The organism is Flavobacterium sp. KKT103 (genome assembly GCF_055640565.1).
In genome coordinates this window covers 2,909,961-2,932,653 of record NZ_CM145766.1, presented here as the reverse complement: position 1 = coordinate 2,932,653, position 22,693 = coordinate 2,909,961, and the positions used below count along the sequence as shown (strand labels likewise).

Sequence of the window (22,693 nt, the reverse complement as noted above, 5' to 3'; positions counted from 1 at the left end):
AAATATTGAAAAGGAGAAGCGCGCGCGAATTGTTGATTGCTAACAAGGAAATAGAATCTTTTTCCTATATTTCTAGTCATGATTTACAAGAACCACTAAGAAAAATCCAAACATTCTCCGGCAGAATCTTCGTAGAGGAATACGACAATTTATCTGCCATGGGGAAATATTATGTAGAGCGAACCAAATTATCCGCTTTGCACATGCAAACACTTATTGATGATTTACTTGCTTATTCCCGAACTAAAACTACTCAAAGAAAATTCGTGAATAGCAACCTCAATATAATTGTAAAAGAGGCTATTAAAATGCTAAAAGAGGAAATAAAGGAAAAACAAGCCATTATCGAAGTGCAGGATCTTTCAGAAGTAAATGTTATTCCTTTTCAATTTCGACAATTATTGCAAAATCAATGGTATAATTACAGCAACTAGTACAGTAAATAATGGTGCCCGATTTGATATTTATATTCCTGCTATTCAGGTTCATTAATTTTCGGTTACTGAAATACTACCATTAGGACTGTATTGCTAAAGCTTTTACCTCGAATCCGCTGCTGCGGAAGTGATTACTGAAATAGTTCAATAGTCTTTTTCAAAACACAAGTTGTTTACTAATTCAGCACGATAAGTTTTAGATGTTTGCAAAAGGAGCAACGGTCCTAAATGCTTTTTCTACTTTATACGAGTAGCATCTTTGCAATCCACTTTATAATTCGTATTTTCGAACAGCAAAACAACCTTGAATTTGGTTTTTTGCTGTTTTTATATTCAGTTCAATCAGTCCTGAGGTGATTCAAAACGGATCTTTTGCCACAAAATAGTTAGTTATGAAAAATACCATTCTCGCCTTTATCATTGGTCTTAGTTTTACACTGACACATGCACAAACCAATTACTATCCTGATAAAACATGGCAGGTAAAAACTGCTACCGACCTAAAAATGAATCCTACACTTTTAAACGATGCGGTTACTTTTGCTCAAGCAAATGAGAATAAAGTAGAGCGCGATTTACGAATAGCAGTGCTGAAATCCTATGCTCGCGAGCCCGACTATAAAATTGTAGGTCCAATGAAAGAACGCGGTGGTCCTGCCGGATTAATCATCAAAAATGGGTATATCGTTGCGCAATGGGGAGATATCGATAGGGTAGACATGACTTTTAGTGTTACTAAAAGTTTTCTGTCTACAACTGCCGGCCTGGCTATAGATAACGGACTTATAAAGAGTGTCGCTGATCCTGTGCAAAATTATGTTTGGGACGGTACTTTTGATGGCAATCATAATTCTAAAATTAGCTGGGATAATTTACTAGATCAATCCTCTGATTGGAGCGGAACCTTGTTTGGTTTACACGATTGGGCTGACAGACCATCGAAAGAAGGTGGTATTGACGATTGGAAAAACAGAAAGTTAAACGAACCTGGAACTTTTTTTAAGTACAATGATGTTCGCGTGAATGTGCTGGCTTATTCTTTGCTGCAGGTATGGAGAAAAGCACTACCAGTTGTGTTGAAAGAAAAAATAATGGATCCCATAGGCGCTTCTACCACTTGGAGATGGTACGGATACGAGGATTCTTTTGTAAATATTGATGGTGCAATGACACAATCAGTAAGTGGTGGAGGTCATTCAGGTGGCGGAATTTTTATCAGCGCTATAGATCAAGCTCGATTTGGATTACTTTTTCTGCGAAAAGGGAAATGGAAAAACCAACAATTGATTTCTGAAAAATGGGTCAATGATGCACATCGTCCTTCGGCTGCTAATAAGGAATACGGTTATATGTGGTGGATGAATACCACCGAAAAATGGGCTGGAACTTCGCCCGAAGTCTATTATGCTGCTGGTTATGGCGGTAATTATATTGTGATTGATAATGCTAATGACCTAGTGGTCGTTACCCGATGGATGGATGATAGCAAAATGGGGGAATTTATGAAACTAGTCAATCAGTCAATAAATAATCCAACAGCCAAAAAATAAGCATGATGCAATAGACAAAATTAGCGCAAAAAGTGACTATCAAATCGTTTTTGCGCTAAGCTTAAATTTCTTTTTTTATTCCAATTCTTTTTTCAAGAACTTGGCAGTGTAGCTCTTTTTGTTTTTAGCTACTTCTTCAGGAGTTCCTTTGGCTACAACTTGTCCGCCACCTTTTCCTCCTTCAGGACCTATGTCAATAATATAATCTGCTAGCTTAATAACGTCCATATTATGCTCGATTACCAAGATCGTATTTCCTTTATCAACTAATTTATTAATGACATTCATAAGCACTCTAATGTCTTCAAAATGCAAACCAGTCGTAGGCTCATCTAGAATATAAAAAGTATTACCAGTATCTTTTTTAGATAATTCTCCGGCTAGTTTTATACGCTGCGCTTCTCCACCAGAGAGTGTTGTGCTTTGCTGTCCAAGAGTAATATAGCCTAAACCTACATCTTGAATCGTTTTTACTTTTCGGTATATCTTCGGAATCATTTCAAAAAACGGAACCGCTTCATCAACCGTCATGTTCAACACATCTGAAATTGATTTTCCTTTATAGCGAATCTCTAACGTTTCTCTATTAAAACGTTTTCCTTGGCAAGTTTCACATTCTACATATACATCAGGAAGAAAATTCATTTCAATGGTACGCACACCTGAACCTTCGCAAGTTTCGCAACGACCACCTTTTACATTAAAGCTAAAACGTCCCGCTTTGTACCCTCGAATCATACTTTCGGATGTCATGGTAAACAATTTTCTAATTTCGGTAAAAACTTCCGTGTACGTAGCTGGGTTCGAGCGAGGCGTGCGACCTATCGGACTTTGATCAATATCAATCACTTTATCGATGTGCTCAAGCCCTTCAATTTTTTTGTACGGTTGTGGTTTTTTGACCCCATTAAAATAAAAGGCATTCAAAATAGGGTAGAGGGTTTCATTGATCAATGTAGATTTTCCGCTTCCAGATACTCCTGTAACACATATCAGTTGCCCTAACGGCAACTCAATCGAAACATTTTTAAGGTTGTTTCCAGTCGCTCCCGTAAGCTTCATGAATTTCCCATTTCCTTCACGGCGTTTAGAAGGAATTTCTAACTTCATTTTTCCGTTCAAATACTGCGCTGTAATCGTATCCGTTGCTAAGGTTTCAGCAGGCGTACCAATACTTATGATTTCGCCTCCATATTTTCCCGCTTTCGGCCCGATATCAATCACATAATCGGCGCGTTCAATCATGTCTTTATCGTGTTCGACCACAATAACCGAGTTGCCTATATCACGTAATTGTTCTAAAGAATGAATCAGTTTTTCATTGTCTCTTTGGTGCAAACCGATGCTGGGTTCGTCTAAAATATAAAGAACACCAACGAGCTGTGATCCGATTTGAGTTGCTAATCGAATGCGTTGTGCTTCACCACCTGAAAGTGATTTCGAGCTTCGGTTTAAAGCCAAATAATCCAAACCTACATTCATTAAAAACGCCAACCGATCCTTAATCTCTTTGATTACTTCTGAGGCGATACGCTGCTGCTTATCAGATAGTAAAGAATTTAAATCATTAAACCAAGTTGTAACATCAGAGATGTCCATATCACACAATTCGGCAATATTTTTTTCATTGATTTTAAAAAATAACGCTTCTTTTTTCAGGCGTGAACCTTCACAAACAGGACATTTAATTTCGTCCATGAATTCCTTAGCCCATCGCTTTATTGTTGTTGATCCACTTTCATCAAATTGATTTTTGATAAAATGAGAGATCCCTTCAAAATCAATTTTGTAGTCTCGGGCAACGCCTAAATCTTTGGAGTTAACAGTGAATTTTTCCTTACCACCATTCAAGATCATTTCCATCGCTTCGGCTGGAATCGTTTCAATCGCATCGGTGATTTTAAAACCATATTTTTCACCAATAATTTCTAATTGCTTAAAAATCCAAGATGATTTGTATTCGCCCAAAGGTGCAAATCCACCTGCTTTAATAGATAATTTAGCATTAGGAATAATCTTTTTTACATTGATTTCATTTACTGTTCCTAGACCATTGCAATTCGAGCAAGCTCCTTTTGGGGAGTTGAACGAGAATAAATTTGGTTCTGGATTTTGGTACGAAATTCCAGTTGTAGGACACATCAAGTTTCGGCTAAAATAGCGCACCTCATTCGAATCTTGATCTAAAATCATCAGTACGTTTTCACCATGGTGCATGGCGGTATTAATGCTTTCGCTTAATCTTTTTTCATTGTCAGCCGTAGCTTCCACAACCATTCGGTCCACTACTATCTCTATATCATGTGTCTTATAACGATCCAACTTCATACCTGAAGTGATGTCGACCACATGACCATTCACACGTACTTTTAAGAAGCCTTGCTTGGCAATTTGCTGGAATAATTCGCCATAATGCCCTTTACGAGCCCTAATTACAGGAGCGAGTATGTTGATTCGCTTGTTGCTAAAATCTTGGATTATAAGGTCTTTGATTTGCTCGTCAGAGTAGGAAACCATTTTCTCACCCGTGTTGTAGCTGTAGGCATCAGCACCACGCGCGTACAGCAAACGCAAAAAGTCATAAATCTCCGTAATCGTTCCCACGGTAGAACGCGGACTTTTACTAGTAGTTTTTTGTTCGATAGCAATAACAGGAGATAAACCATCGATTTTATCCACATCCGGACGTTCTAAACCGCCTAAAAACTGGCGCGCATAGGCAGAAAATGTTTCTACATAGCGGCGCTGTCCCTCAGCATAAATGGTATCAAATGCCAAAGAGGATTTCCCAGAACCCGAAAGACCAGTGATAACCACTAATTTTTCTCGCGGAATCGAAACATCTATGTTTTTAAGGTTGTGAACTCTAGCGCCTAGAACTTCTATCGTATTGTCTGTATCTAACATAAGTTTTTGCTGATTGCTTCATTTTTAATCGCAATGACAGCAAAGTTACTCTTTTGATTTATTCTTTCCATAGAACAGTTTAGAACTTTGTGTTAAAATGGGAATCCAAAAAGCGCTTAAAAGTGCAATAAATAATAGGAGCAGCTTGATTCATTTTGTCATTAACGATTTGTCCCGCTTTACGTTGCAATCTTGTACGGCAAAAAACTTGCCTTACAAGGATTTACACTTCAATCGGGGCTATAATGCTCGTATCATTTTTATAACAGCGTTTTCGTTTTCTATTATTCATATAGTTCTCAATGGCCTCCCGAGTTGTAAGCCAATTGCGTCCCTCTTTGTAAGCATCAATTTTACCGGTCCTTGCTAGTAAGCTGATGTACTCCTGACCGTAAGGCATATTGGGTTCTTGAACTAAATTTGAAATTTCAATATAATCCTTATCGTTATCCGGTAGCGCATTCAAATAGATATTTAAAGTACGTTCTAATGATTGGCACATCAACAAAGTTAACTTTTGATAATTACCTCCATTAGCTTGATTTAATGCTTCGTAATATTTTTTACGGTCATTTTTTAAGATAATCGCTGGCGGAAAACCAGATCGCATTAAAATTAAATTCATAGCAAGCCGTACCGTGCGCCCATTGCCATCAAAGAAAGGGTGAATCCAAACCAATTTATGATGAAAAACGGCAGCAAGCTCGATATCATTGAGCCCTAATGGGTTCGTGTTGATAAAATCAATCAATTCATCGAGTAAATCAGTTACTTTATTAGCGTTAGGCGGTGTAAAATTAGCTCCTGTAATGCGTACCCCTCCGTTGCGGATACGACCCGCAAAATCATCTTCGATAGAACGCAAGACTAAACCATGTAACGAAAGAATATCGATGCTGCGTAAGCGATAATTTTCACTAACAATACTGTATAAATAATCGATGGCTTTGTCGTGGTTGTGCGTTTCAAAATGTTCTCTCAGGGACTTGCCTTTTACAGTTATGCCTTCTTGAATGACCATTTGAGTTTCACGTAGACTTAATGTATTGCCTTCGATACTGTTAGAGTTGTAGGTCCACTCAATAGAAAGGCTTTCTCTAATTTTATTTATTGCAATAGCAGGTAATGGCCTACTAGTATGTAGTACTTGCTTTTTTTCGTACAATCGATCAAAGGTTGCTTGAAATTCTTCTCTGTATTTTAAATCTATGTTCCACATAGCCACAAAGATACAATTATTATCGGATAGTACTCAATTTTTATCTATCCGATATTAATTATTCAATAATCATTGATTTTAGTTTAGAACGGTACGCCTCTAATGCTACTGATTTTGAAATAAAACCAAAATATTTTTCGTCTTTTATAACGGGTAAAAAGGCCATTTTAGATCGTTCAAATTTGTTCATAACCGTCTCCATACTATTAAACGGATAGATAACTTCGGCAGGAATAGCCATAATGTCTTTTACCAATGTATATTTTACACGGTAAGTATTAAAAATGATTTCACGAATGTTGTTAAAGTGCACAATTCCAAGTAAATGCTGCTCTTTATCTACAACTGCAAAAATTACTTGATTGGAGTGTGAGATCAAATCGACTAATTTTTCTAAATTTTCATCAGGAGTAACGGTTAAATAATCGGTTTGTATGATGGAATTGGTATCTAGGGTCGAAAGTACATTTGTGTCCTTATTACTAGTAAAAGCATGTCCTTTTTGTGCCAAATCTTTAACGTCCATCGAGTGCTTTTCAAATCGTTTAGATATAGCAAAACTAATCGAGGAAACGATCATCAGCGGTAACATCAAACTGTAGCCTCCGGTTATCTCAGCGATTAAGAAAATAGCTGTCAACGGTGCGTGAAATAAGCCGCTTAGTATTCCGGCCATTCCCACCATGGTAAAATTACTTACTGGAAGTTGTGTTAGACCAGTAAAATTTATCGCTTTTGAAAACAGAAACCCTACATAAGACCCTAAAAATAGGGAAGGAGCAAAATTTCCTCCGTTTCCACCTGATCCCAGTGTGATCGCTGTGGCAAAAACTTTAAGCATCATAGTGAGACCTACAAATGCAAGAAGTACCCAAGTATTATCTTTGAATTTACTAAATAAAGTGTTTTCTAGAATTTCTCCCGGATTTTTATCAGCGAGTACTTTTATACTTTCATATCCTTCGCCAAATAGCGTTGGAAATACAAAAATTAGTACTGCTAAAATACTCGCACCTAGAAGTGCTTTTTTATACGGATTCAGTTTAAGTCTTTGAAAAAAATGTTCTGTTCTTCTGAAATTTCTAGTGTAGTAGATTGAAATAAATCCGGTCGCAACACCTAACAAAACATAAAATGGGATTTTATGGTAGTCAAATTCTTGTTGCTGTTTGAAATTTAGTAAAATCGTTTCATCAAGTGCAATTACGGATACCAATGCGCCCGTTGCGGCAGCGATCATGATGGGTGTAAATGCAGATATACTAACGTCTACCAATAAAAATTCAATGGCAAACAATACTCCTGCTATTGGAGCATTAAATGCAGCTGCTATTCCTGCAGCCACGCCACAACCTATTAAAAGAGTTCGGTCTTTATAACTGAGTTTGTATTTTTGAGCATAATTGGATCCAAATGCAGCACCAGTTACAACAATAGGACTTTCTAAACCTGCTGATCCTCCTAAGCCTACTGTCAGGGAACTTGTAAATATTTGGGCATACATTTGTTTCTTCGGAATGATGCTCGCTTTTTTCGCTACAGCATACAAAATTTGTGGTGTTCCTTTTTCAATAGATCCTCCAAGAAAGCGTTTCACCACAAACACCGTTAGTAGTAGTCCCGCAATGGGTAAGATACTATTGATGAAGCTTAATTTTAAAATTCCGTTGATGTAGGTTGCAAACGAAAAAACCCAGTGCGCAAAAGTTTTTAAAACAATAACGGCAAATGCTGAAGTAATACCAACTAAAACACTGGATAAGAATATGAATTGCTTTTCAGTCAATATTGATTGAGACCAAGCAATGATAGCTTCTAGTTTAGAAAGATATTTTTTGAACATTTTTTTTGTTTGAATAGGCTAAATTACTACTATTTTAAGGAGGAGAAAAATTTTGGCTAGGTTCTTTTTTTGTCTTTTCAATTTAACCTTACTACTTCAAAGTGAACTTTTGGGTTTGAAAAAAGCAGTAGTAATAGGCAGAATTAGTGTTAAAATCCTGCCGCTGTATCATCTCCTCTAAAATCAGCTCCCCCTTCTAATTTTTTATTTGCAAGTACCAAAATAGCATCAACCTTACCAATTACAGGCGTATTTTTTTCGTTAATGAGATAGTTTTTACTTTTTAATTTCGAAAGTGTGGCCGAGCTAAAAGCATTAGGCTCAAAGGTGATTAAATCAGGTAACCACTGATGATGAAAACGAGGAGCATTCACCGCTTCTTGCATACTCAAATTGAATTCATGTACATTCAAAATTGTTTGTAAAACAGAGGTGATAATGGTGGAACCGCCTGGTGAACCAACAACCATATACAATGCACCATTTTTTTCAACAATAGTAGGTGTCATTGAACTCAACATTCGTTTGCCGGGAGCGATACTATTGGCTTCATTACCTACAAGTCCAAACATATTGGGAACTCCAGGCTTAGCGCTAAAATCATCCATTTCGTTATTAAGCATGAAGCCCAATTCGTCACAATAGTATTTAGATCCATAACCAGCATTTAGTGTTGTGGTTGCTGAAACGGCATTACCAAATTGATCAACAATAGAGTAGTGCGTTGTTTCCATACTTTCAGAGTCGTTGACTGTTCCCGCTTGTACATCTGATGAAAGAGTAGCTTTTTTAAAATCGAATGTCGCCATACGGTTTTTTATATAAGTGTCGTCCATTAATTGTTTGATTGGCATTTTTACAAAATCAGGATCGCCAAGGTGAAAATTACGATCAGCGTACGCTCTTCTTTCGGCTTCAACAATAATTTGGATGGCTTCAGGGGAGTTATGACCCATTTTAGCCAAATCATAAGGACCAATCATTTTAAGAATTTGCGCTACAGTGATTCCGCCACTACTAGGAGGAGGCATGGAGATAATCTTTAAATCTTTGTAATTAAACGTTAGTGCTGTTCTCCATTTGGCCTCATATTTTGCTAGATCTTCTAGGGTTATAATACCGCCTTTACTTTGAAGGTAGTTAACTAGTTTTTTAGCTGTTTCTCCTTTGTAAAATTCGTCACGGCCGTTTTTAGCGATTCGTTTTAATGTCGCAGCTAAAGCAGGATATTTGATGTATTCATTTTCTTTGTATTCCTTTGATAGCACAGAATTAGGTCCGTTGTATTTAACCAAAACTTCATGGTACTCGTGTAATCGTTCCTCTTGTTTCTTCGTTACGATTACTCCTTTTTCTGCTAATGCAATTACGGGTTCTAAAATTTCGGCAATAGGCAACGATCCTAGTTTTTCATGGACTGCAAAAATTCCTGCAATGGTTCCTGGTACTCCAATTGCTAGAGCAGTCTCGGTGCTTTTTCCAGGAATTACATTTCCTTTAGCATCTAAAAACATATCTTTTGATGCGGCCAATGGTGCTTTTTCACGGTAATCTAATGTACCCACTTCACCATTTGCCTTACGGTATACCATAAATCCGCCACCTCCAATGTTTCCGGCATAAGGATAAGCTACAGCCAAAGCTAATTCGGTGGCAACCATAGCATCAAAAGCATTTCCGCCTTTTTTCATTATGGCTACACCTATTTTTGATGCTTCTTCTCTAGCGGATACGACCATCGCTTTGCTTGCTTGTAATCCTGTAGGCTTATTTACAGCAACTTGCGATTTACAGCCAATACTAATGACAAATAGAAATAGAATGAGTTTTTTCATTATAATAAGTCGTTTTAAGTTTTTTTATATTTGCGAGAATTCTTTTTGTTTCTCGAGTACATGTGCTCTCAATTCTTCAAAAAACAGGGTGAATTCGTTTTCAAATTCAGTGTAAAATTTTTCCAGTTCTTCGGTAGCAGTCCGCATTTGGGATTGATTTTTTGTTCGTCGGTCCATTTGAGTCAAAATTTTATCTATGCCTTCAATAGTTCTATAACTCCATAACCAGTTTTCTCTAAACATGACTTCCATAAAGCCTGCTGTTCTTGGACTCAAAATAGTGGCATTATCTTTTAATGATTGATAAAAACGTTCAATAAAATCCGCTAGATTTTCGTTAGAATACGTACTCCAATTTTTTGCTAAGAAATGATCATAAAAAACATCGACGATTACCCCAGCGTAATGATGGTATCTCGCATGTAATTTTTTAGTACTTTCTCTAAAAATAGGATGCGCATCAGTAAAGGTATCAATGGCTCGATGTAAAAAGATTCCCTTTTGAACCTCTGTAGGATAGGTATCAAATTGATTTCCCCGAATACCATCAGCCATAAAATTCCCTATTTTCAATAAGTCACTGTCGCCTGAAAGATAGATGTGTGCTAAAAAATTCATATCGTCTTAATTGTAAGATATCAAATATACAAAGTTTGAAAACGACGACCATTAGGAATAGGGAGAATAAAAAAAGTTTCTTTGTTTCGGTTTTCTAACCAATGAAAATTATATTTGTATCGAAACTATAGAAAAACTTAAAAAATAACGCATGACTTTAATAAAATCAATATCAGGAATTCGTGGAACGATTGGCGGTAAAGTAGGGGATAACCTAACTCCGGTAGACGCAGTAAAGTTTGCTTCGGCTTATGGAACTTGGCTAAAAAAATATTCGGCTAAAAGCAAACTTACGGTAGTTGTGGGTCGTGATGCCCGTATTTCAGGACCTATGATTCATAATTTAGTGGTGAATACACTAATTGGACTTGGAATTAATGTAATTGATTTAGGATTGTCCACAACCCCAACTGTTGAAATTGCAGTTCCACTTGAATCAGCTGATGGCGGAATAATTTTGACTGCTTCTCACAATCCAAAGCAATGGAATGCACTTAAATTACTTAACGAAAAAGGAGAATTTTTGAACGGTGCAGCCGGAGAGCAAATTTTAGAAATAGCGGAAGCTGAGGCCTTTGATTTTTCGGATGTAGATAGTCTAGGTGAAATCACAGAGAATGATGCTTACATGGATATTCACATCGATGAAGTTTTAAATTTACCATTAGTTGATGTGGATGCTGTAAAAGCAGCTCAATTTAAAGTTGTGGTGGATGGTGTGAATTCATCAGGCGGAATTATTATTCCTAAATTATTGGAATTAATGGGCGTGGAGGTCGTAAAGTTGTATTGTGAGCCAAACGGACATTTTCCGCATAACCCAGAACCGCTTAAAGAACATCTAACCGATATTTCAGAATTAGTAGTAAAAGAAAAAGCTCATTTGGGAATTGTAGTCGATCCAGATGTAGACCGTTTGGCTTTCATTTGTGAAGACGGTGAAATGTTTGGTGAAGAGTATACACTCGTGGCTTGTGCTGATTATGTTTTAAGTAAAACACCAGGAAATACGGTATCTAATATGTCATCTTCCCGTGCTTTGCGTGATGTAACTAATAAGCATAACGGAACTTATGAAGCAAGTGCTGTGGGGGAAGTCAATGTGGTGGAGTTGATGAAAAAGAATAATGCAATTATTGGAGGTGAAGGAAATGGTGGTATCATCTATCCGGACTCTCATTATGGTCGTGACAGTTTAGTAGGTGTGGCTTTGTTTTTGACGCATTTAGCGAACAAAAAAATGTCGGTTTCAGCATTGCGAGCTTCGTATCCTGAATATTATATGAGCAAGAATAAAATCGAATTAACACCTCAAATAGATGTAGATGCTATTCTGGTAGCTATGACTGAAAAGTATAAAAATGAAGACATTACTACAGTTGATGGTGTGAAAATCGATTTTGAAACTAACTGGGTTCATTTGCGCAAGTCGAACACGGAACCAATTATTCGTATTTACACCGAAGCGCCTTCGCAAGAACAGGCAGATGCGTTGGCAAAGCGTATTATTGACGAAATTAAAGCTATTGTAGGTATTTAAAAATTGGAATACTTAAAAATATAATGCCCTTTTAACCAGAGTTAAGAGGGCATTTTTTTATCTAAAAATAAAAATTTAATCCCAAGCAGAAGTAGCTGAAACAGCAAATTTACCGCCTCCTGTAAAAAACAAAGCAACTGCTCCAAACAAATACAGTCCTAGCAATTCAATGGCCCATCCTCCATTTTCGTTCAATGAAAATATAGCATTGGCATGCACTAAGAAGATGATAAATAAGATTCCGAATACATAGGCAATAGCAGCTAAACGCGTTCTAAAACCTATTAAAATTAGAAGTGGAGCAACTATTTCGGTTAGGTATACACCATAAGCCATGATAGCAGGAAGACCTTTATCAGCTAGCATGCCTTCAATAAAAGTTGTCTGTCCAATTTTAGCGATTCCATGCAATAACATCAATGCACCTACAGCAATACGAACAAATAATAATCCTAAATCAGTATTTTTATACATAATTAACATTTTTAGTGAATAGCTAAAGTACTTAAAACAGTGCAGTAAATAGAGAATCAATTATTTAAGGTGGAATTCAGCTGTTTAAAAATTAACTCTAAAACTGATGTTAGGTGTAATACCCAGTGATTTATTATCTACTTTAACCGCCTTTGATTTGTCATTTGGATCAACCTTGTAGTAGCGGTTAATGGTATTATTTTGATTGGTGAAATTAATCACACCCGCACGCAATGCTGCTTTAATCGCAGGACTGAAATTAAATCCATAGCTAATGGAAGCATCTAATCTCATGAAATCATCTAGGTTTTTACTATTTGGAGCTCCATAATTGACCATTGTAAAACTGCCATTTTGCTTCGTTTCATTGCCTGTAACGGGTTCTGAAAAAGGTTGCCCATTACGCCACATTCCGCCAAGTGATACTTTGAATTTTTGCGATATATCATAGTTAAACCCTAAAGAAGCAGAATGCCGGATATCTACATTGTTAGGGAAGGTAGCAGGTGTGAAAGATTCGAATTCGTAATCATTGGTGCTAAAAGTATAGCTCAACCAGAAACTATAGTTGGCGGCAGTTGTATTAGCCAAAACCTCAACACCTTTAGCGGTATAGTTTCCAGAAGCCTTACTGTATTGAAAATTGTTGTAGAAGCCTTGGTTGGAAGCTGTAATTCCGTCAACAAATTTGTAAAAGCCAGTTAGATCTAAAGTAAACTTGTTTTTTGCTAATTCAATTCCAAAAGAGGCTTGTTTACTAGTGGCAATAGGGATGGATTGATTATCTACAAGAACCCAGCGTCTTTTTTCTACGCCTAAAAAATCATCTTGAAAATCAATAATTTGCGTAGACGTTTGATTTTTAAATTCGCCTTCCAGTTTAAGTGCGAACAAATTGGAAATTTTTTGTCGAATATTGATTCTAGGTTCGATAAGAAATTTATCAAACTTTTGGAAATAGTTTAATCGTACTCCAAAACGCATAAAAGTTCCGTTTTTAGAATATTCCCCTTCAGAAAATAAGGCCTGAGTTAATAAAACATTCTTTATCGTACTTGAAAAAGATGGATTTTTAACAGTAGTTTGATTAAGCATTCCCGTTTCAGTTATTTGATACCCACCTAAAAATTTGAAATGAGGATTGATTTTATAATTGGTATTGAACTTAAATCCAGTCTCTAAAACCTCATTTGCTTCTGTTAATCGTTGGTCATTTGCTACTCTTACATCTAAAGCATTAATTGTATATTTCGAAAAATAGGCATTGGCTTCAGTTTGCAAACGATCGCTCCATTGCGCTTTCCAATTACCACCATATCCAATGTTTTTTTGTTCTAATCTGCTTGTTTTTTCTTCGGTATTACTATTGTCTACCTTGAATTCGGCATAATTCAAATCATTATTAATACCGATTACCGTGGCGCGCAATTGGTGTTTATTGCCTAAATCAAATAGTAGCTTGGCAGTATAATCGTAGAAATAGAAATCGGAATTGGTGTTTGCTATTTGATTATTTATTTTTATTTCAGAGTCTTGAAAGCTACGATCGAAATAATTACTATAAGTGGGTGTGTTGACCAAATCAGTGATGGCACGACGACCTGAAATATCAAGTTGTAGGTTTCGGGCTAGTGGAATTTCGAGGAAAGCATCCGCACTAATTAGATTAACGCCCAATCCTCCTTTAAATGCGTTCCCAACCTTATCATTAGTTGCCATGTTAATGGTACTAGAAACTCCATCGCTATAAGCGGCACTAGTTCCATTTTTGCTCACAATTACTTTGTTAGTAACATTGGGATTGTACGCTGATATTAAGCCAAAAAAATGTCCAGAGTGGTACATTTTGATATTGTCCCAAAACATGGCATTTTGGTCGTTAGTTCCGCCACGAACATTGATATTAGCGATACTTTCGTTTGTACTTTCAACTCCGGGCAGCACTTGAATCGACTGTAATATATCGGGTTCAATTAAACCGGGTAAAATGCCAAACTTTTTGGTGTTTAAAACTGTGCTTCCGTCTATGTATTTCTCCAATCCAGTGGTCAAATACTTGGTAATTAATACTTGGCTTAGTTCTTCATTACTGGGTTTTAGACGGATTGTTTTACAATTGTTATTCTCTGAGAATAATTCTTTTGGAGTAAATTGTTGGTCTTCGTATCCAATAAAAGAGACTATAATAGTAGCACTTAAAGGGACATTATCAATGGTGAAAGTTCCAGTAGCATTTGCAACAGCACCTCTTGAGCTTCCTAACAACCTAATACTTGCGCCTGGCAGCGTGGTTTTGGTAGTTTCACTATAAACGGTGCCGCAGACTCTAACGGTCTTGTTTAAAAGTGAAACGGTTACGTAACGGTCATCAATTGCTTTGAAGTTTAATAGTACTTTAGCATTTAAATAGGCAATTACCTCTTTAAAAGTTAAAGATGCATTAGGTGCTTCGATGCGTATGTTTTTTACGTCTTCAACTGCATAGGAAAACTTTACATTATAGCGTTGTTCCGTATTTTGTATAATTGTAGAAAGTGGTATTACTGCAGTGGATTGTTGACTGTAACTATTGAAACGGATCAACAACAGCAACAGTACGATCCATTTATTTTGTAGCATAATTGTAAAATATAATAGTCTTGTCCTCTACACGGTAACTCAATTGTAGCGGTATTGTTACTGCTTCCAGAGCAACTTGTTGATTATCATTTGCGAATGTTCCCGTAAATAATTTAGTGGTGTCAACGCCTTTTGTCACGATTTTTATTTTGTACTGACGCTCCAATTCGGCAATGACTTGAGCTAATGGAATGCGATCGAATGTAGATTCCTTTTGCAACCAAGAAGGTCCTTGTACTACAAAATCTTCTACGGCTTCTATCGTATTGTTAACCACTCTAAAGGTTTTTCCGGGTGGTAATTGTACCGTTTTATTGTTGTAGGTTACACTAACAAGTCCTTCATAACACTTTACTTCGTAATAGTTGTCACGTTGCTTTACATTAAAGTGTGTGCCTAGTACTTGAACAATTCCATTTTGAGTATTTACACTAAACTTCTGTCCTTTTTCAACCTGAAAATACGCTTCCCCTTCTAAAGTCAAACTTCTATCCTTTTTCCAATTGTTTTTATCAAAAGTTATTTTCGAGCTTGCATTCAAAGTAACTTCCGATTCATCGGGTAGTTGAAAAGATTCCGTTTGTGCGATCGCTGTTTCGAAAGTAGTTATACTATTAAAAAACAAAAAGTAAGAGGACGTAAACACTACGGCAATAGCTGCAGCTACTTTAAAGAAGGCCTTGTAATTCAAAGGAATCACCTTACTTTCTTTTTTCTCCATCTTACGCTGCTTGAATTGCGCTAGTACTGCTTCAGCGTCTATAGTAGGTGCTTGAAGCTGTGCTGAATAATGCATGATTTTTTCCAATATAATATCATCTTCGGACTGTTTTAAGTCTTGGATTTCTTTATCGGATAAATCACCATTAATCCATTCTAATATTTTTTTTTCGTCTTTCATCTTTAAGAGATTACATAAATAAGACAACTTAAACTAAAATTACCCTACTTGCTATCAGTAATTTATATGTTTTCTATTTGTGTTTTTAAAATTTTTAAAGCAGCTGACATTCTTTTTTCGACTGCTTTTTGAGATATATCGAGTAGCTCCGCTATTTCTCGGTATTTTTTACCATCAATTCTATTCATTAAAAAAACTTCTCTTTGTGCTTCGCTTAATGATGCAATTGCGTTTTGAAGTTTTATTTTGAATTCTTCTTCTTCTAATAAGTACTCTGGACTTTGATTGGTGCGATCTAGGTTCGGACTTTCTTTGGCATAAGCCAAAACCACTTTTTGGTGCTTTATAGTATTTAGAAATAAATTATTGACGGTGGTAAATAAATAGGTTTTTACTTTAGCAAATTCAATTTGCGAACAGTGTTCCCATATTTTTGCAAACGCATCTTGAACAAGATCTAGGGCAACATCTCTATCTCCACACTTATAGTAGGCAAAGTTCGTTGCCGCTTGGACATTCGACAAATAAGCCTTGTTAAAGGAAACTTCTTCGCAAAGGGTTTCGTTTTCATTATTCATAGGGTAACGGATGTTTTTTGTTTGTAAATGTAAAATATTTTTTTGAGAAGAGTACAGGATAGTACTTGCTCCTCATTTTTAAAATAGTTAGGCTACACTATATTGACTTCAAATTACTTTTATACGGTAATGATTAAAAGAATGGTCCATATATAATATTAGTACGGCTCTATTATATAACAACAATTAACTTGATTTCTTATATTTTTGTACTTACCAAAATAAAAATAAAATTTTTTTTTAAAATGTGGGTAGGGTAAAAATAATATCAGTTGTCTTACTAACAGAACGGCGATACAATAGCCATTAAAAAAAAATAAAAACATAAAATTTAAAAAAAATGAAAACATTAAAAACTATCACAGGAATCGCACTAGTTGCATTATTAGGATTTACTTCTTGCCAAAGTGAAGTAAACGAAGTTGACGGACAAAACCCAAACACTAACGCTGCAAATTCTACAGCTACAACTAATTTTAAGCGTACTGCAATGTTTGATGGTTCGGCAGATGATATGATAGATGGTACTTCTTGTTCTTCAATTGTGTTGCCAGCAGTAGCTACTGTAAATGGAATTAGAGTTTCTTTATTTACACAAGCAGATTACCAACAGGTAATTTCTATCTTAGGACAATTTAATAATGACCAAGATACGGTTGTTCTTCAATTTCCTTTGAAAGTAAAAACAAGTAATTATACTGAAGTTGCTGTTAATAGTCAATCAGAATATAATGCGATAGTAAACGGATGTACTTCTGCTCAATCTTCAGGTCAGAGTGCTATTTCATCGGTAAAAATCACATTCCCAATGACGATTTTGACTTACAACACAAGTTTTCAACAAACCGGAAGCTTAGTGTTTACATCTAATCAGCAATTATATACGTACATGTCAAATATAAGTAGTACCGAGTTGTTTTCAGTTAAATACCCATTAGCATTAACCTTAATTGATGGTTCAAAAACAAACGTATCTAGTGATGCTGAGTTCAAAGCTGCGATTGAAGCTTCTTTAAAAACGAAAGCTACCATGGAAGCTGCAGTTCAAAGTAGTAAGCAAATGGAAACGATTTTAGTTAACGGAATGTTTAAAGTACAGTCTTTTGTTAATTCAGGGGTGGATTCAGCTACGACTTATAAAGATTTTTCAATAGATTTCGCTAATGATATGTCTATTAAAGTATTCAATGGTTTAACTACTGCTGCAAATGGTACCTATGCTGCAAGTTCACAAACAGATGTATTTTTGAAATTAACTTTTTCAGGAAACGCTTCAATGAGTTTATTGAATAATACATGGAAAGTTACAAGTTTTAATTCAACATCAATTAACTTGCAAAGTTCTACAAATGCTGCTGTAACCTTAGTGTTAAGACAGATATAATCAGAATTGGTTTAGAATTGGTTTTCTAAATTAGCCATCCGAAAGGATGGCTAATTTACTGTAATGTTTAAATTATAAAAATGAAAAAATTAGGTTTAGTACTCCTTTTGGTAGGATTGTTATTTTCGTGTGCTCAAGATGAAACTATGGCTGAGATGTCTTCAAGTGGGTTCTCAGTTAACAATAATAAAAAAGCTACAGGAAGCTCAGCAAATGACTTGCTTTCGGATGCCACATTTAAGAGTATGGTGATAGAAATTGTTTACGTGCAAGGTTTTGAGCCAACGGCTACTGCGGTTAACGATTTCGTTTCTTTTTTGAATGCAAGAACGAACAAATCGCAAGGAATTACGGTTGTTAAAAGAGCTATCGCTTCACCAGGAAAAACGGCCTATTCTATTGATGATATTAAGGCAATCGAAGATGCAAATAGAACCAAATACAATACTGCTAATCAAATTGCAGTTTGGGTTTTCTTTACTGACGCAGGTTCCACAAGTGATTCAGGGAACAGTTTTGTAATTGGAACAGCGTACAGAAACACTTCTATAGTTATTTATGAAAAGACGGTGCAATCGCTTACTGATAGCCCATTTAAACCCAATAGAAGTTTAGTTGAGTCCACAGTTGTTAGTCATGAGTTTGGTCATATCTTGGGATTAACTAATTTAGGCACTACAATGCAAACAGATCACGAGGACAAAGAACATGCGAAACATTGTACAGAAAAAACATGTTTGATGTATTGGCAAGCCGAGTCGGGTAGTGGACTTAGTAATATGGTTTCCGGAGGTTCTGCTCCAAAACTAGATGCACAATGCTTAGCTGATTTAAAGGCAAATGGAGGAAAATAAGACGAATAAATAGTAATTAATAAAACAATCAAAATGAAAAAAATTAAATTAACATTGGCTTTATTTTTTGGATTAGTAGTTTGTACACATGCGCAAGACAGTGCTACTTCTAAATCTAATGGAGGTATTAAAGGAGGATATAATTTAGCTTCGGTGAACTTTGATGGTAACGGAGAAACGGATCAGCGTCACGGTTTTCACGTTGGTTTTTATGGAGAGTCGTTTATTAGCGATAGCTTTTCTATTCAACCGGAATTGATGTACTCCCAACAAGGATATCAAATAAAAAACGGAAATACAACCTTTACTCAAAAATTAGATTACATCAATCTACCGATAATGTTGAAGGCGTATCCCTCAAAAAACTTTTTTCTAGAAGCGGGACCGCAAATAGGGTTAGCCATTACTCATAAAGAGGTTTACGAAGGATTTTTTACTACAACACAAGAGTACGATCCTAACAAATTTGATTGGGGTATGAATTTTGGCGCAGGTATTAAAACTGATGCTGGAATTAGCTTAGGAGTAAGATATCATCTAGGTTTAGGAGATCTTTACGACTCTAACGACAAAGCTTTTAATAGAGTGTTACAATTCTCTTTAGGATTTGATTTGTAAATTCTAGCTTAACAATTCAGTCCCTTTCAAATATAAATTTGAAAGGGATTTTTTTTATGCCAAAAGTGTTTTATTTAGGCGTTTAGTTATCAATTGAATAGCCGCATCAGTTTAAAAATTCGAAGGATTAAATACTGATACATTCCTTAAATTTAAATATCTTTGGTGCAAATTGTTAGAGAATGACTACTATTGAAAATCAGACAGAACTCGAATTGTACTTTCAAAAATTCCGAAAAAATATTATCGGAATTGATCAAGAATTCACCTCTCCTTTTGGCGTAAAGCAAATTCTTTACACGGATTGGACAGCAAGTGGGCGTTTATACCGTCCTATAGAAGAAAAATTGATGAATGAGTTTGGTCCTTTTGTGGCAAATACTCACACGGAAACTACTGTTTCAGGTACAGCAATGACTAAAGCCTATCATAAAGCGAGACATATTATTAAAGATCATGTTAACGCTGATGCAAATGATATTTTAATAACGGATGGAACCGGTATGACCGGGGTTGTGAATAAATTTCAACGTATTTTGGGACTTAAAGTACCTGAAAATTTAAAAGATTTTATTACCATTCCAGCAGAAAAAAGACCTATTGTTTTCATTTCACATATGGAACATCACTCTAATCAAACCTCTTGGTTGGAGACTATTGCTGATGTTGTTGTGATTCCAGCTACCGAGGATGGCCTTTTTAGTGTTGAGAACCTTGAAGTATTACTAGCACAATACGATCACCGACCTTTTAAAATTGCCTCGATAACTTCTTGCTCTAATGTCACGGGGATTCGAACGCCTTATCATGAGGTTGCAAAATTAATGCATCAACATAATGGTCTTTGTTTTGTCGATTTTGCTTGTTCAGGTCCGTATGTTCCTATTGATATGCATCCTGCAAATGATGACGAAAGTTATTTAGACGCGATATTCTTTTCACCACATAAATTCTTAGGCGGCCCTGGAACCTCTGGCGTGCTTATTTTTAATAAAAAATTATATCAGAATTTAGTTCCTGATAATCCTGGTGGAGGAACCGTAGCTTGGACCAATCCATGGGGAGAACATAAGTTTATTGATAATATTGAAGATAGGGAAGATGGCGGTACTCCGGGTTTTATGCAGGTCATCAAAATTGCTCTTGCCATTCAATTGAAAGAGGAAATGGGAATTGATAATATTTTGAAGCGAGAACATGAATTGGTAGATTATATTTTTGCTGAATTAGGTTCTGTTCCCAATATCAAAATATTAGCGGGACAGCATCAAGATCGTTTGGGAGTAATTTCCTTTTATATTGATGATTTACATTTTAATTTGGGTGTAAAAATGCTAAATGATAAATTTGGAATTCAAACGCGTGGCGGATGTAGCTGTGCAGGAACTTACGGCCACTTTTTATTGCACGTTGATCAAGAAACGTCCAATCAATTAATTGACGAAATAAGCCTAGGCGATTTGATTAGAAAACCAGGTTGGATTCGAATGTCAGTACATCCAACGACTACCACAGCTGAGATCGAAATGGTTTGTGAAAGCATAAAGGCTTTAGCAGCAAATCATGAGACTTGGGCTTTGGAGTATACTTACAATAAAAATTCAAATGAATTCGTGCATAAAGATGCTAAACCTTTAGAGGACGAATTGGTTAAAAGTTGGTTTTCATAATACAACTATCTATAAAATGAATAAGAGCCATTTACAAATTTGTAAATGGCTCTTATGTTTTTAGGAATATTAAGAACTGCAGGACAGCATAGAACTTCCGATTTTTTCTCTCGCCCAATCGGGTCTTTTAGCAAACCATTTTGAATACTTATCTTGTTCTTGGTATGGATTTTTCAATAAAAGATGTAATTCTTCAATTAAAGAGTAATCCTCTTTTTCAGCGGCTTCAATGGCAAGCTGCGCCATATAATTACGCAAAACATATTTAGGATTGGTGCTGTCCATCGCTATTTTTCTGCTTTCATCAGAAGTTGCTTCTAATTGAAGGCGGTTGCGATATAACGTAAACCAATACAACCATGATTCTTTTACTTTTTCGACTACCTCTGTTGATTTATAAAAAGCGTCAAAAACGATTTCTAATGCTTTTTCTTCTGATTCTTCTTTTTTAAACAGACTCAGATTCCTGAAGAAAATGGTCATATCAGTTTCGGTTAACTGAAGGTTTTCGGTTAGAATGGCGATTAATTGGTCGTCATTGTCATCAACTGTAGTCAATCCTATTTTAGCTAACATCATAATGAGGTACTCTTTTTGATAGCTATTTTGAAAATCTTCAAGAATCTGTTCCAGTGGTGCAGCTTCGTCAATAAGTGGATACAAGGCATTTGCGAGTTGATACAAATTCCATAAAGCAATTTCAGGTTGGTTACCAAAACGGTACCTGCGATGTTCTCTATCGGTGGTGTTGGGAGTCCAATTAGGGTTGTAATCCTCTAGCCAGCCATATGGACCATAATCAATTGTCAAGCCTAAAATAGACATATTATCAGTATTCATGACACCATGAACAAAACCCACGCGTTGCCAATGCACAATCATTTCTCGCGTTTGATTGGCGACTACTTGAAGCAAGGCGACATAACTTTCTTTACTATTTCCCTCTATTTCTGGAAAATAATATTTGATCGTAAAATCAGCTAGTAATTGTAACGTGGTCAAATCATTTTGAGACGAAAAAAGTTCAAAATTCCCAAAACGAATAAAGGAAGGAGCCACTCTACACACCACCGCGCCCTTTTCGTAAGCAGGATGACCGTCGTACATGACATCACGTAAAACTTGATCTCCAGTCAAAATTAATGATAACGATCGGGTAGTGGGAACGCCTAAATGAAACATAGCCTCGCTGCATAAATGCTCTCTAATCGAAGAGCGCAATACGGCTAAACCATCTGCTCTACGGGAATAGGGAGTCATTCCAGCGCCTTTTAACTGTAATGTATAATTAGTAGTGTTGTTTACATCAATTTCTGTTAGAACAATTGCTCTACCATCGCCCAATTGTCCTGCCCAATTACCAAACTGATGCCCAGCATAACTCATTGCGTAAGGCTTGGTTCCGGCTAGGACTGTTTTACCCGAAAACACATTTACAAATTCTTCAGAATCCAAATCTTTTGGATTTAATCCAATCAAAGTAGCCACTTCCTCTGAAGCATGCACCAGAGAAGGATTTGATGCTTTAGTAGGTGTTACAAACGAAAAGCAAGCGTTTTTTACTTGTCTCGTTTCATTAGTTTCATCGGGATCAGCAGGGAGCTCACTGCTAAATCTATTATTGATTTTTAAATTCATTTTTTTTC

17 protein-coding genes are annotated in these 22,693 nt (G+C 36.1%); 7 read left to right on the top strand and 10 right to left on the bottom strand.

From position 1 onward, the window contains the following. The first annotated feature begins 5 nt into the window (after positions 1 to 5). Together ACZ2G0_RS12625 and ACZ2G0_RS12620 are read left to right on the top strand one after the other, a co-directional pair. Complete coding sequence (locus ACZ2G0_RS12625) at positions 6 to 434, top strand: sensor histidine kinase (RefSeq protein WP_470307884.1); 429 nt, start codon at positions 6 to 8, stop codon at positions 432 to 434. 395 nt (positions 435 to 829) lie between these two features. After that, on the top strand, positions 830 to 1,987 hold the full coding sequence (locus tag ACZ2G0_RS12620; RefSeq protein ID WP_470307883.1) for a serine hydrolase domain-containing protein: 1,158 nt from the start codon (positions 830 to 832) through the stop codon (positions 1,985 to 1,987). Between the two features lie 75 nt (positions 1,988 to 2,062). On the opposite strand, the gene uvrA is transcribed toward ACZ2G0_RS12620, so the two are convergent. The 5 genes from uvrA to ACZ2G0_RS12595 all read right to left on the bottom strand — a co-directional run bounded on the left by uvrA (position 2,063) and on the right by ACZ2G0_RS12595 (position 10,409). Further along, positions 2,063 to 4,894, bottom strand: coding sequence for an excinuclease ABC subunit UvrA (gene uvrA, locus ACZ2G0_RS12615; RefSeq protein WP_470307882.1), 2,832 nt, complete (start codon positions 4,892 to 4,894; stop codon positions 2,063 to 2,065). A gap of 223 nt (positions 4,895 to 5,117) precedes the next feature. Beyond that, positions 5,118 to 6,113: a Fic family protein gene (locus ACZ2G0_RS12610; protein WP_470307881.1), complete on the bottom strand. Its 996-nt coding sequence runs from the start codon at positions 6,111 to 6,113 to the stop codon at positions 5,118 to 5,120. A 58-nt stretch (positions 6,114 to 6,171) separates the two neighbouring features. After that, positions 6,172 to 7,956 carry a chloride channel protein gene (locus tag ACZ2G0_RS12605; protein WP_470307880.1) on the bottom strand — a complete coding sequence of 595 codons (1,785 nt, stop codon included), beginning with the start codon at positions 7,954 to 7,956 and terminating at the stop codon, positions 6,172 to 6,174. Between the two features lie 149 nt (positions 7,957 to 8,105). Further along, entirely contained in the window at positions 8,106 to 9,791 is a 1,686-nt protein-coding gene (gene ggt, locus ACZ2G0_RS12600; RefSeq protein ID WP_470307879.1) for a gamma-glutamyltransferase, read from the bottom strand. A gap of 24 nt (positions 9,792 to 9,815) precedes the next feature. After that, complete coding sequence (locus ACZ2G0_RS12595) at positions 9,816 to 10,409, bottom strand: acyl carrier protein phosphodiesterase (RefSeq protein ID WP_470307878.1); 594 nt, start codon at positions 10,407 to 10,409, stop codon at positions 9,816 to 9,818. Positions 10,410 to 10,560: 151 nt separating this feature from the next. On the opposite strand from ACZ2G0_RS12595, the gene glmM reads away from it, so the two are divergent. Next, positions 10,561 to 11,949, top strand: coding sequence for a phosphoglucosamine mutase (glmM, locus tag ACZ2G0_RS12590; protein WP_470307877.1), 1,389 nt, complete (start codon positions 10,561 to 10,563; stop codon positions 11,947 to 11,949). Between the two features lie 75 nt (positions 11,950 to 12,024). Here the strand turns inward: glmM and ACZ2G0_RS12585 are convergent, their stop codons facing one another. The 4 genes from ACZ2G0_RS12585 to ACZ2G0_RS12570 all read right to left on the bottom strand — a co-directional run bounded on the left by ACZ2G0_RS12585 (position 12,025) and on the right by ACZ2G0_RS12570 (position 16,521). Then, positions 12,025 to 12,423 carry a DoxX family protein gene (locus ACZ2G0_RS12585; RefSeq protein ID WP_300285402.1) on the bottom strand — a complete coding sequence of 133 codons (399 nt, stop codon included), beginning with the start codon at positions 12,421 to 12,423 and terminating at the stop codon, positions 12,025 to 12,027. A gap of 84 nt (positions 12,424 to 12,507) precedes the next feature. Further along, the gene (locus ACZ2G0_RS12580; protein WP_470307876.1) at positions 12,508 to 15,042 is read right to left on the bottom strand and encodes a TonB-dependent receptor; all 2,535 of its coding nucleotides are present in this window, start codon (positions 15,040 to 15,042) and stop codon (positions 12,508 to 12,510) included. Next, entirely contained in the window at positions 15,029 to 15,943 is a 915-nt protein-coding gene (locus ACZ2G0_RS12575) for a FecR family protein (protein WP_470307875.1), read from the bottom strand. The genes ACZ2G0_RS12580 and ACZ2G0_RS12575 overlap by 14 nt, the downstream gene beginning before the upstream one ends. Positions 15,944 to 16,005: 62 nt before the next feature. Further along, a complete protein-coding gene (locus ACZ2G0_RS12570) occupies positions 16,006 to 16,521 on the bottom strand; it encodes an RNA polymerase sigma factor (protein ID WP_300286584.1) in 516 nt (171 codons plus the stop codon). A gap of 340 nt (positions 16,522 to 16,861) precedes the next feature. On the opposite strand from ACZ2G0_RS12570, the gene ACZ2G0_RS12565 reads away from it, so the two are divergent. From ACZ2G0_RS12565 to ACZ2G0_RS12550, 4 genes are all read left to right on the top strand, one after another. Then, positions 16,862 to 17,905 (top strand): hypothetical protein, encoded by a 1,044-nt coding sequence (locus ACZ2G0_RS12565; protein ID WP_470307874.1) that lies wholly within the window; start codon positions 16,862 to 16,864, stop codon positions 17,903 to 17,905. Between the two features lie 80 nt (positions 17,906 to 17,985). Next, positions 17,986 to 18,759 carry a membrane metalloprotease gene (locus ACZ2G0_RS12560; RefSeq protein ID WP_470307873.1) on the top strand — a complete coding sequence of 258 codons (774 nt, stop codon included), beginning with the start codon at positions 17,986 to 17,988 and terminating at the stop codon, positions 18,757 to 18,759. 33 nt (positions 18,760 to 18,792) lie between these two features. Beyond that, positions 18,793 to 19,377: a porin family protein gene (locus ACZ2G0_RS12555; protein WP_470307872.1), complete on the top strand. Its 585-nt coding sequence runs from the start codon at positions 18,793 to 18,795 to the stop codon at positions 19,375 to 19,377. Positions 19,378 to 19,559: 182 nt separating this feature from the next. After that, positions 19,560 to 21,047, top strand: coding sequence for an aminotransferase class V-fold PLP-dependent enzyme (locus ACZ2G0_RS12550; RefSeq protein WP_470307871.1), 1,488 nt, complete (start codon positions 19,560 to 19,562; stop codon positions 21,045 to 21,047). 69 nt (positions 21,048 to 21,116) lie between these two features. On the opposite strand, the gene ACZ2G0_RS12545 is transcribed toward ACZ2G0_RS12550, so the two are convergent. Further along, a complete protein-coding gene (locus ACZ2G0_RS12545; protein WP_470307870.1) occupies positions 21,117 to 22,685 on the bottom strand; it encodes a protein adenylyltransferase SelO in 1,569 nt (522 codons plus the stop codon). Between the last annotated feature and the right edge of the window lie 8 nt (positions 22,686 to 22,693).

Coding starts and splice junctions, on each gene's coding strand:
- ACZ2G0_RS12545 (WP_470307870.1), bottom strand. CDS start 22,685: ATGAATTTAAAAATCAATAATAGATTTAGCAGTGAGCTCCCTGCTGAT.
- ACZ2G0_RS12575 (WP_470307875.1), bottom strand. CDS start 15,943: ATGAAAGACGAAAAAAAAATATTAGAATGGATTAATGGTGATTTATCC.
- uvrA (WP_470307882.1), bottom strand. CDS start 4,894: ATGTTAGATACAGACAATACGATAGAAGTTCTAGGCGCTAGAGTTCAC.
- ggt (WP_470307879.1), bottom strand. CDS start 9,791: ATGAAAAAACTCATTCTATTTCTATTTGTCATTAGTATTGGCTGTAAA.
- ACZ2G0_RS12560 (WP_470307873.1), top strand. CDS start 17,986: ATGAAAAAATTAGGTTTAGTACTCCTTTTGGTAGGATTGTTATTTTCG.
- ACZ2G0_RS12605 (WP_470307880.1), bottom strand. CDS start 7,956: ATGTTCAAAAAATATCTTTCTAAACTAGAAGCTATCATTGCTTGGTCT.
- ACZ2G0_RS12620 (WP_470307883.1), top strand. CDS start 830: ATGAAAAATACCATTCTCGCCTTTATCATTGGTCTTAGTTTTACACTG.
- ACZ2G0_RS12580 (WP_470307876.1), bottom strand. CDS start 15,042: ATGCTACAAAATAAATGGATCGTACTGTTGCTGTTGTTGATCCGTTTC.
- glmM (WP_470307877.1), top strand. CDS start 10,561: ATGACTTTAATAAAATCAATATCAGGAATTCGTGGAACGATTGGCGGT.
- ACZ2G0_RS12595 (WP_470307878.1), bottom strand. CDS start 10,409: ATGAATTTTTTAGCACACATCTATCTTTCAGGCGACAGTGACTTATTG.
- ACZ2G0_RS12555 (WP_470307872.1), top strand. CDS start 18,793: ATGAAAAAAATTAAATTAACATTGGCTTTATTTTTTGGATTAGTAGTT.
- ACZ2G0_RS12570 (WP_300286584.1), bottom strand. CDS start 16,521: ATGAATAATGAAAACGAAACCCTTTGCGAAGAAGTTTCCTTTAACAAG.
- ACZ2G0_RS12565 (WP_470307874.1), top strand. CDS start 16,862: ATGAAAACATTAAAAACTATCACAGGAATCGCACTAGTTGCATTATTA.
- ACZ2G0_RS12550 (WP_470307871.1), top strand. CDS start 19,560: ATGACTACTATTGAAAATCAGACAGAACTCGAATTGTACTTTCAAAAA.
- ACZ2G0_RS12585 (WP_300285402.1), bottom strand. CDS start 12,423: ATGTATAAAAATACTGATTTAGGATTATTATTTGTTCGTATTGCTGTA.
- ACZ2G0_RS12610 (WP_470307881.1), bottom strand. CDS start 6,113: ATGTGGAACATAGATTTAAAATACAGAGAAGAATTTCAAGCAACCTTT.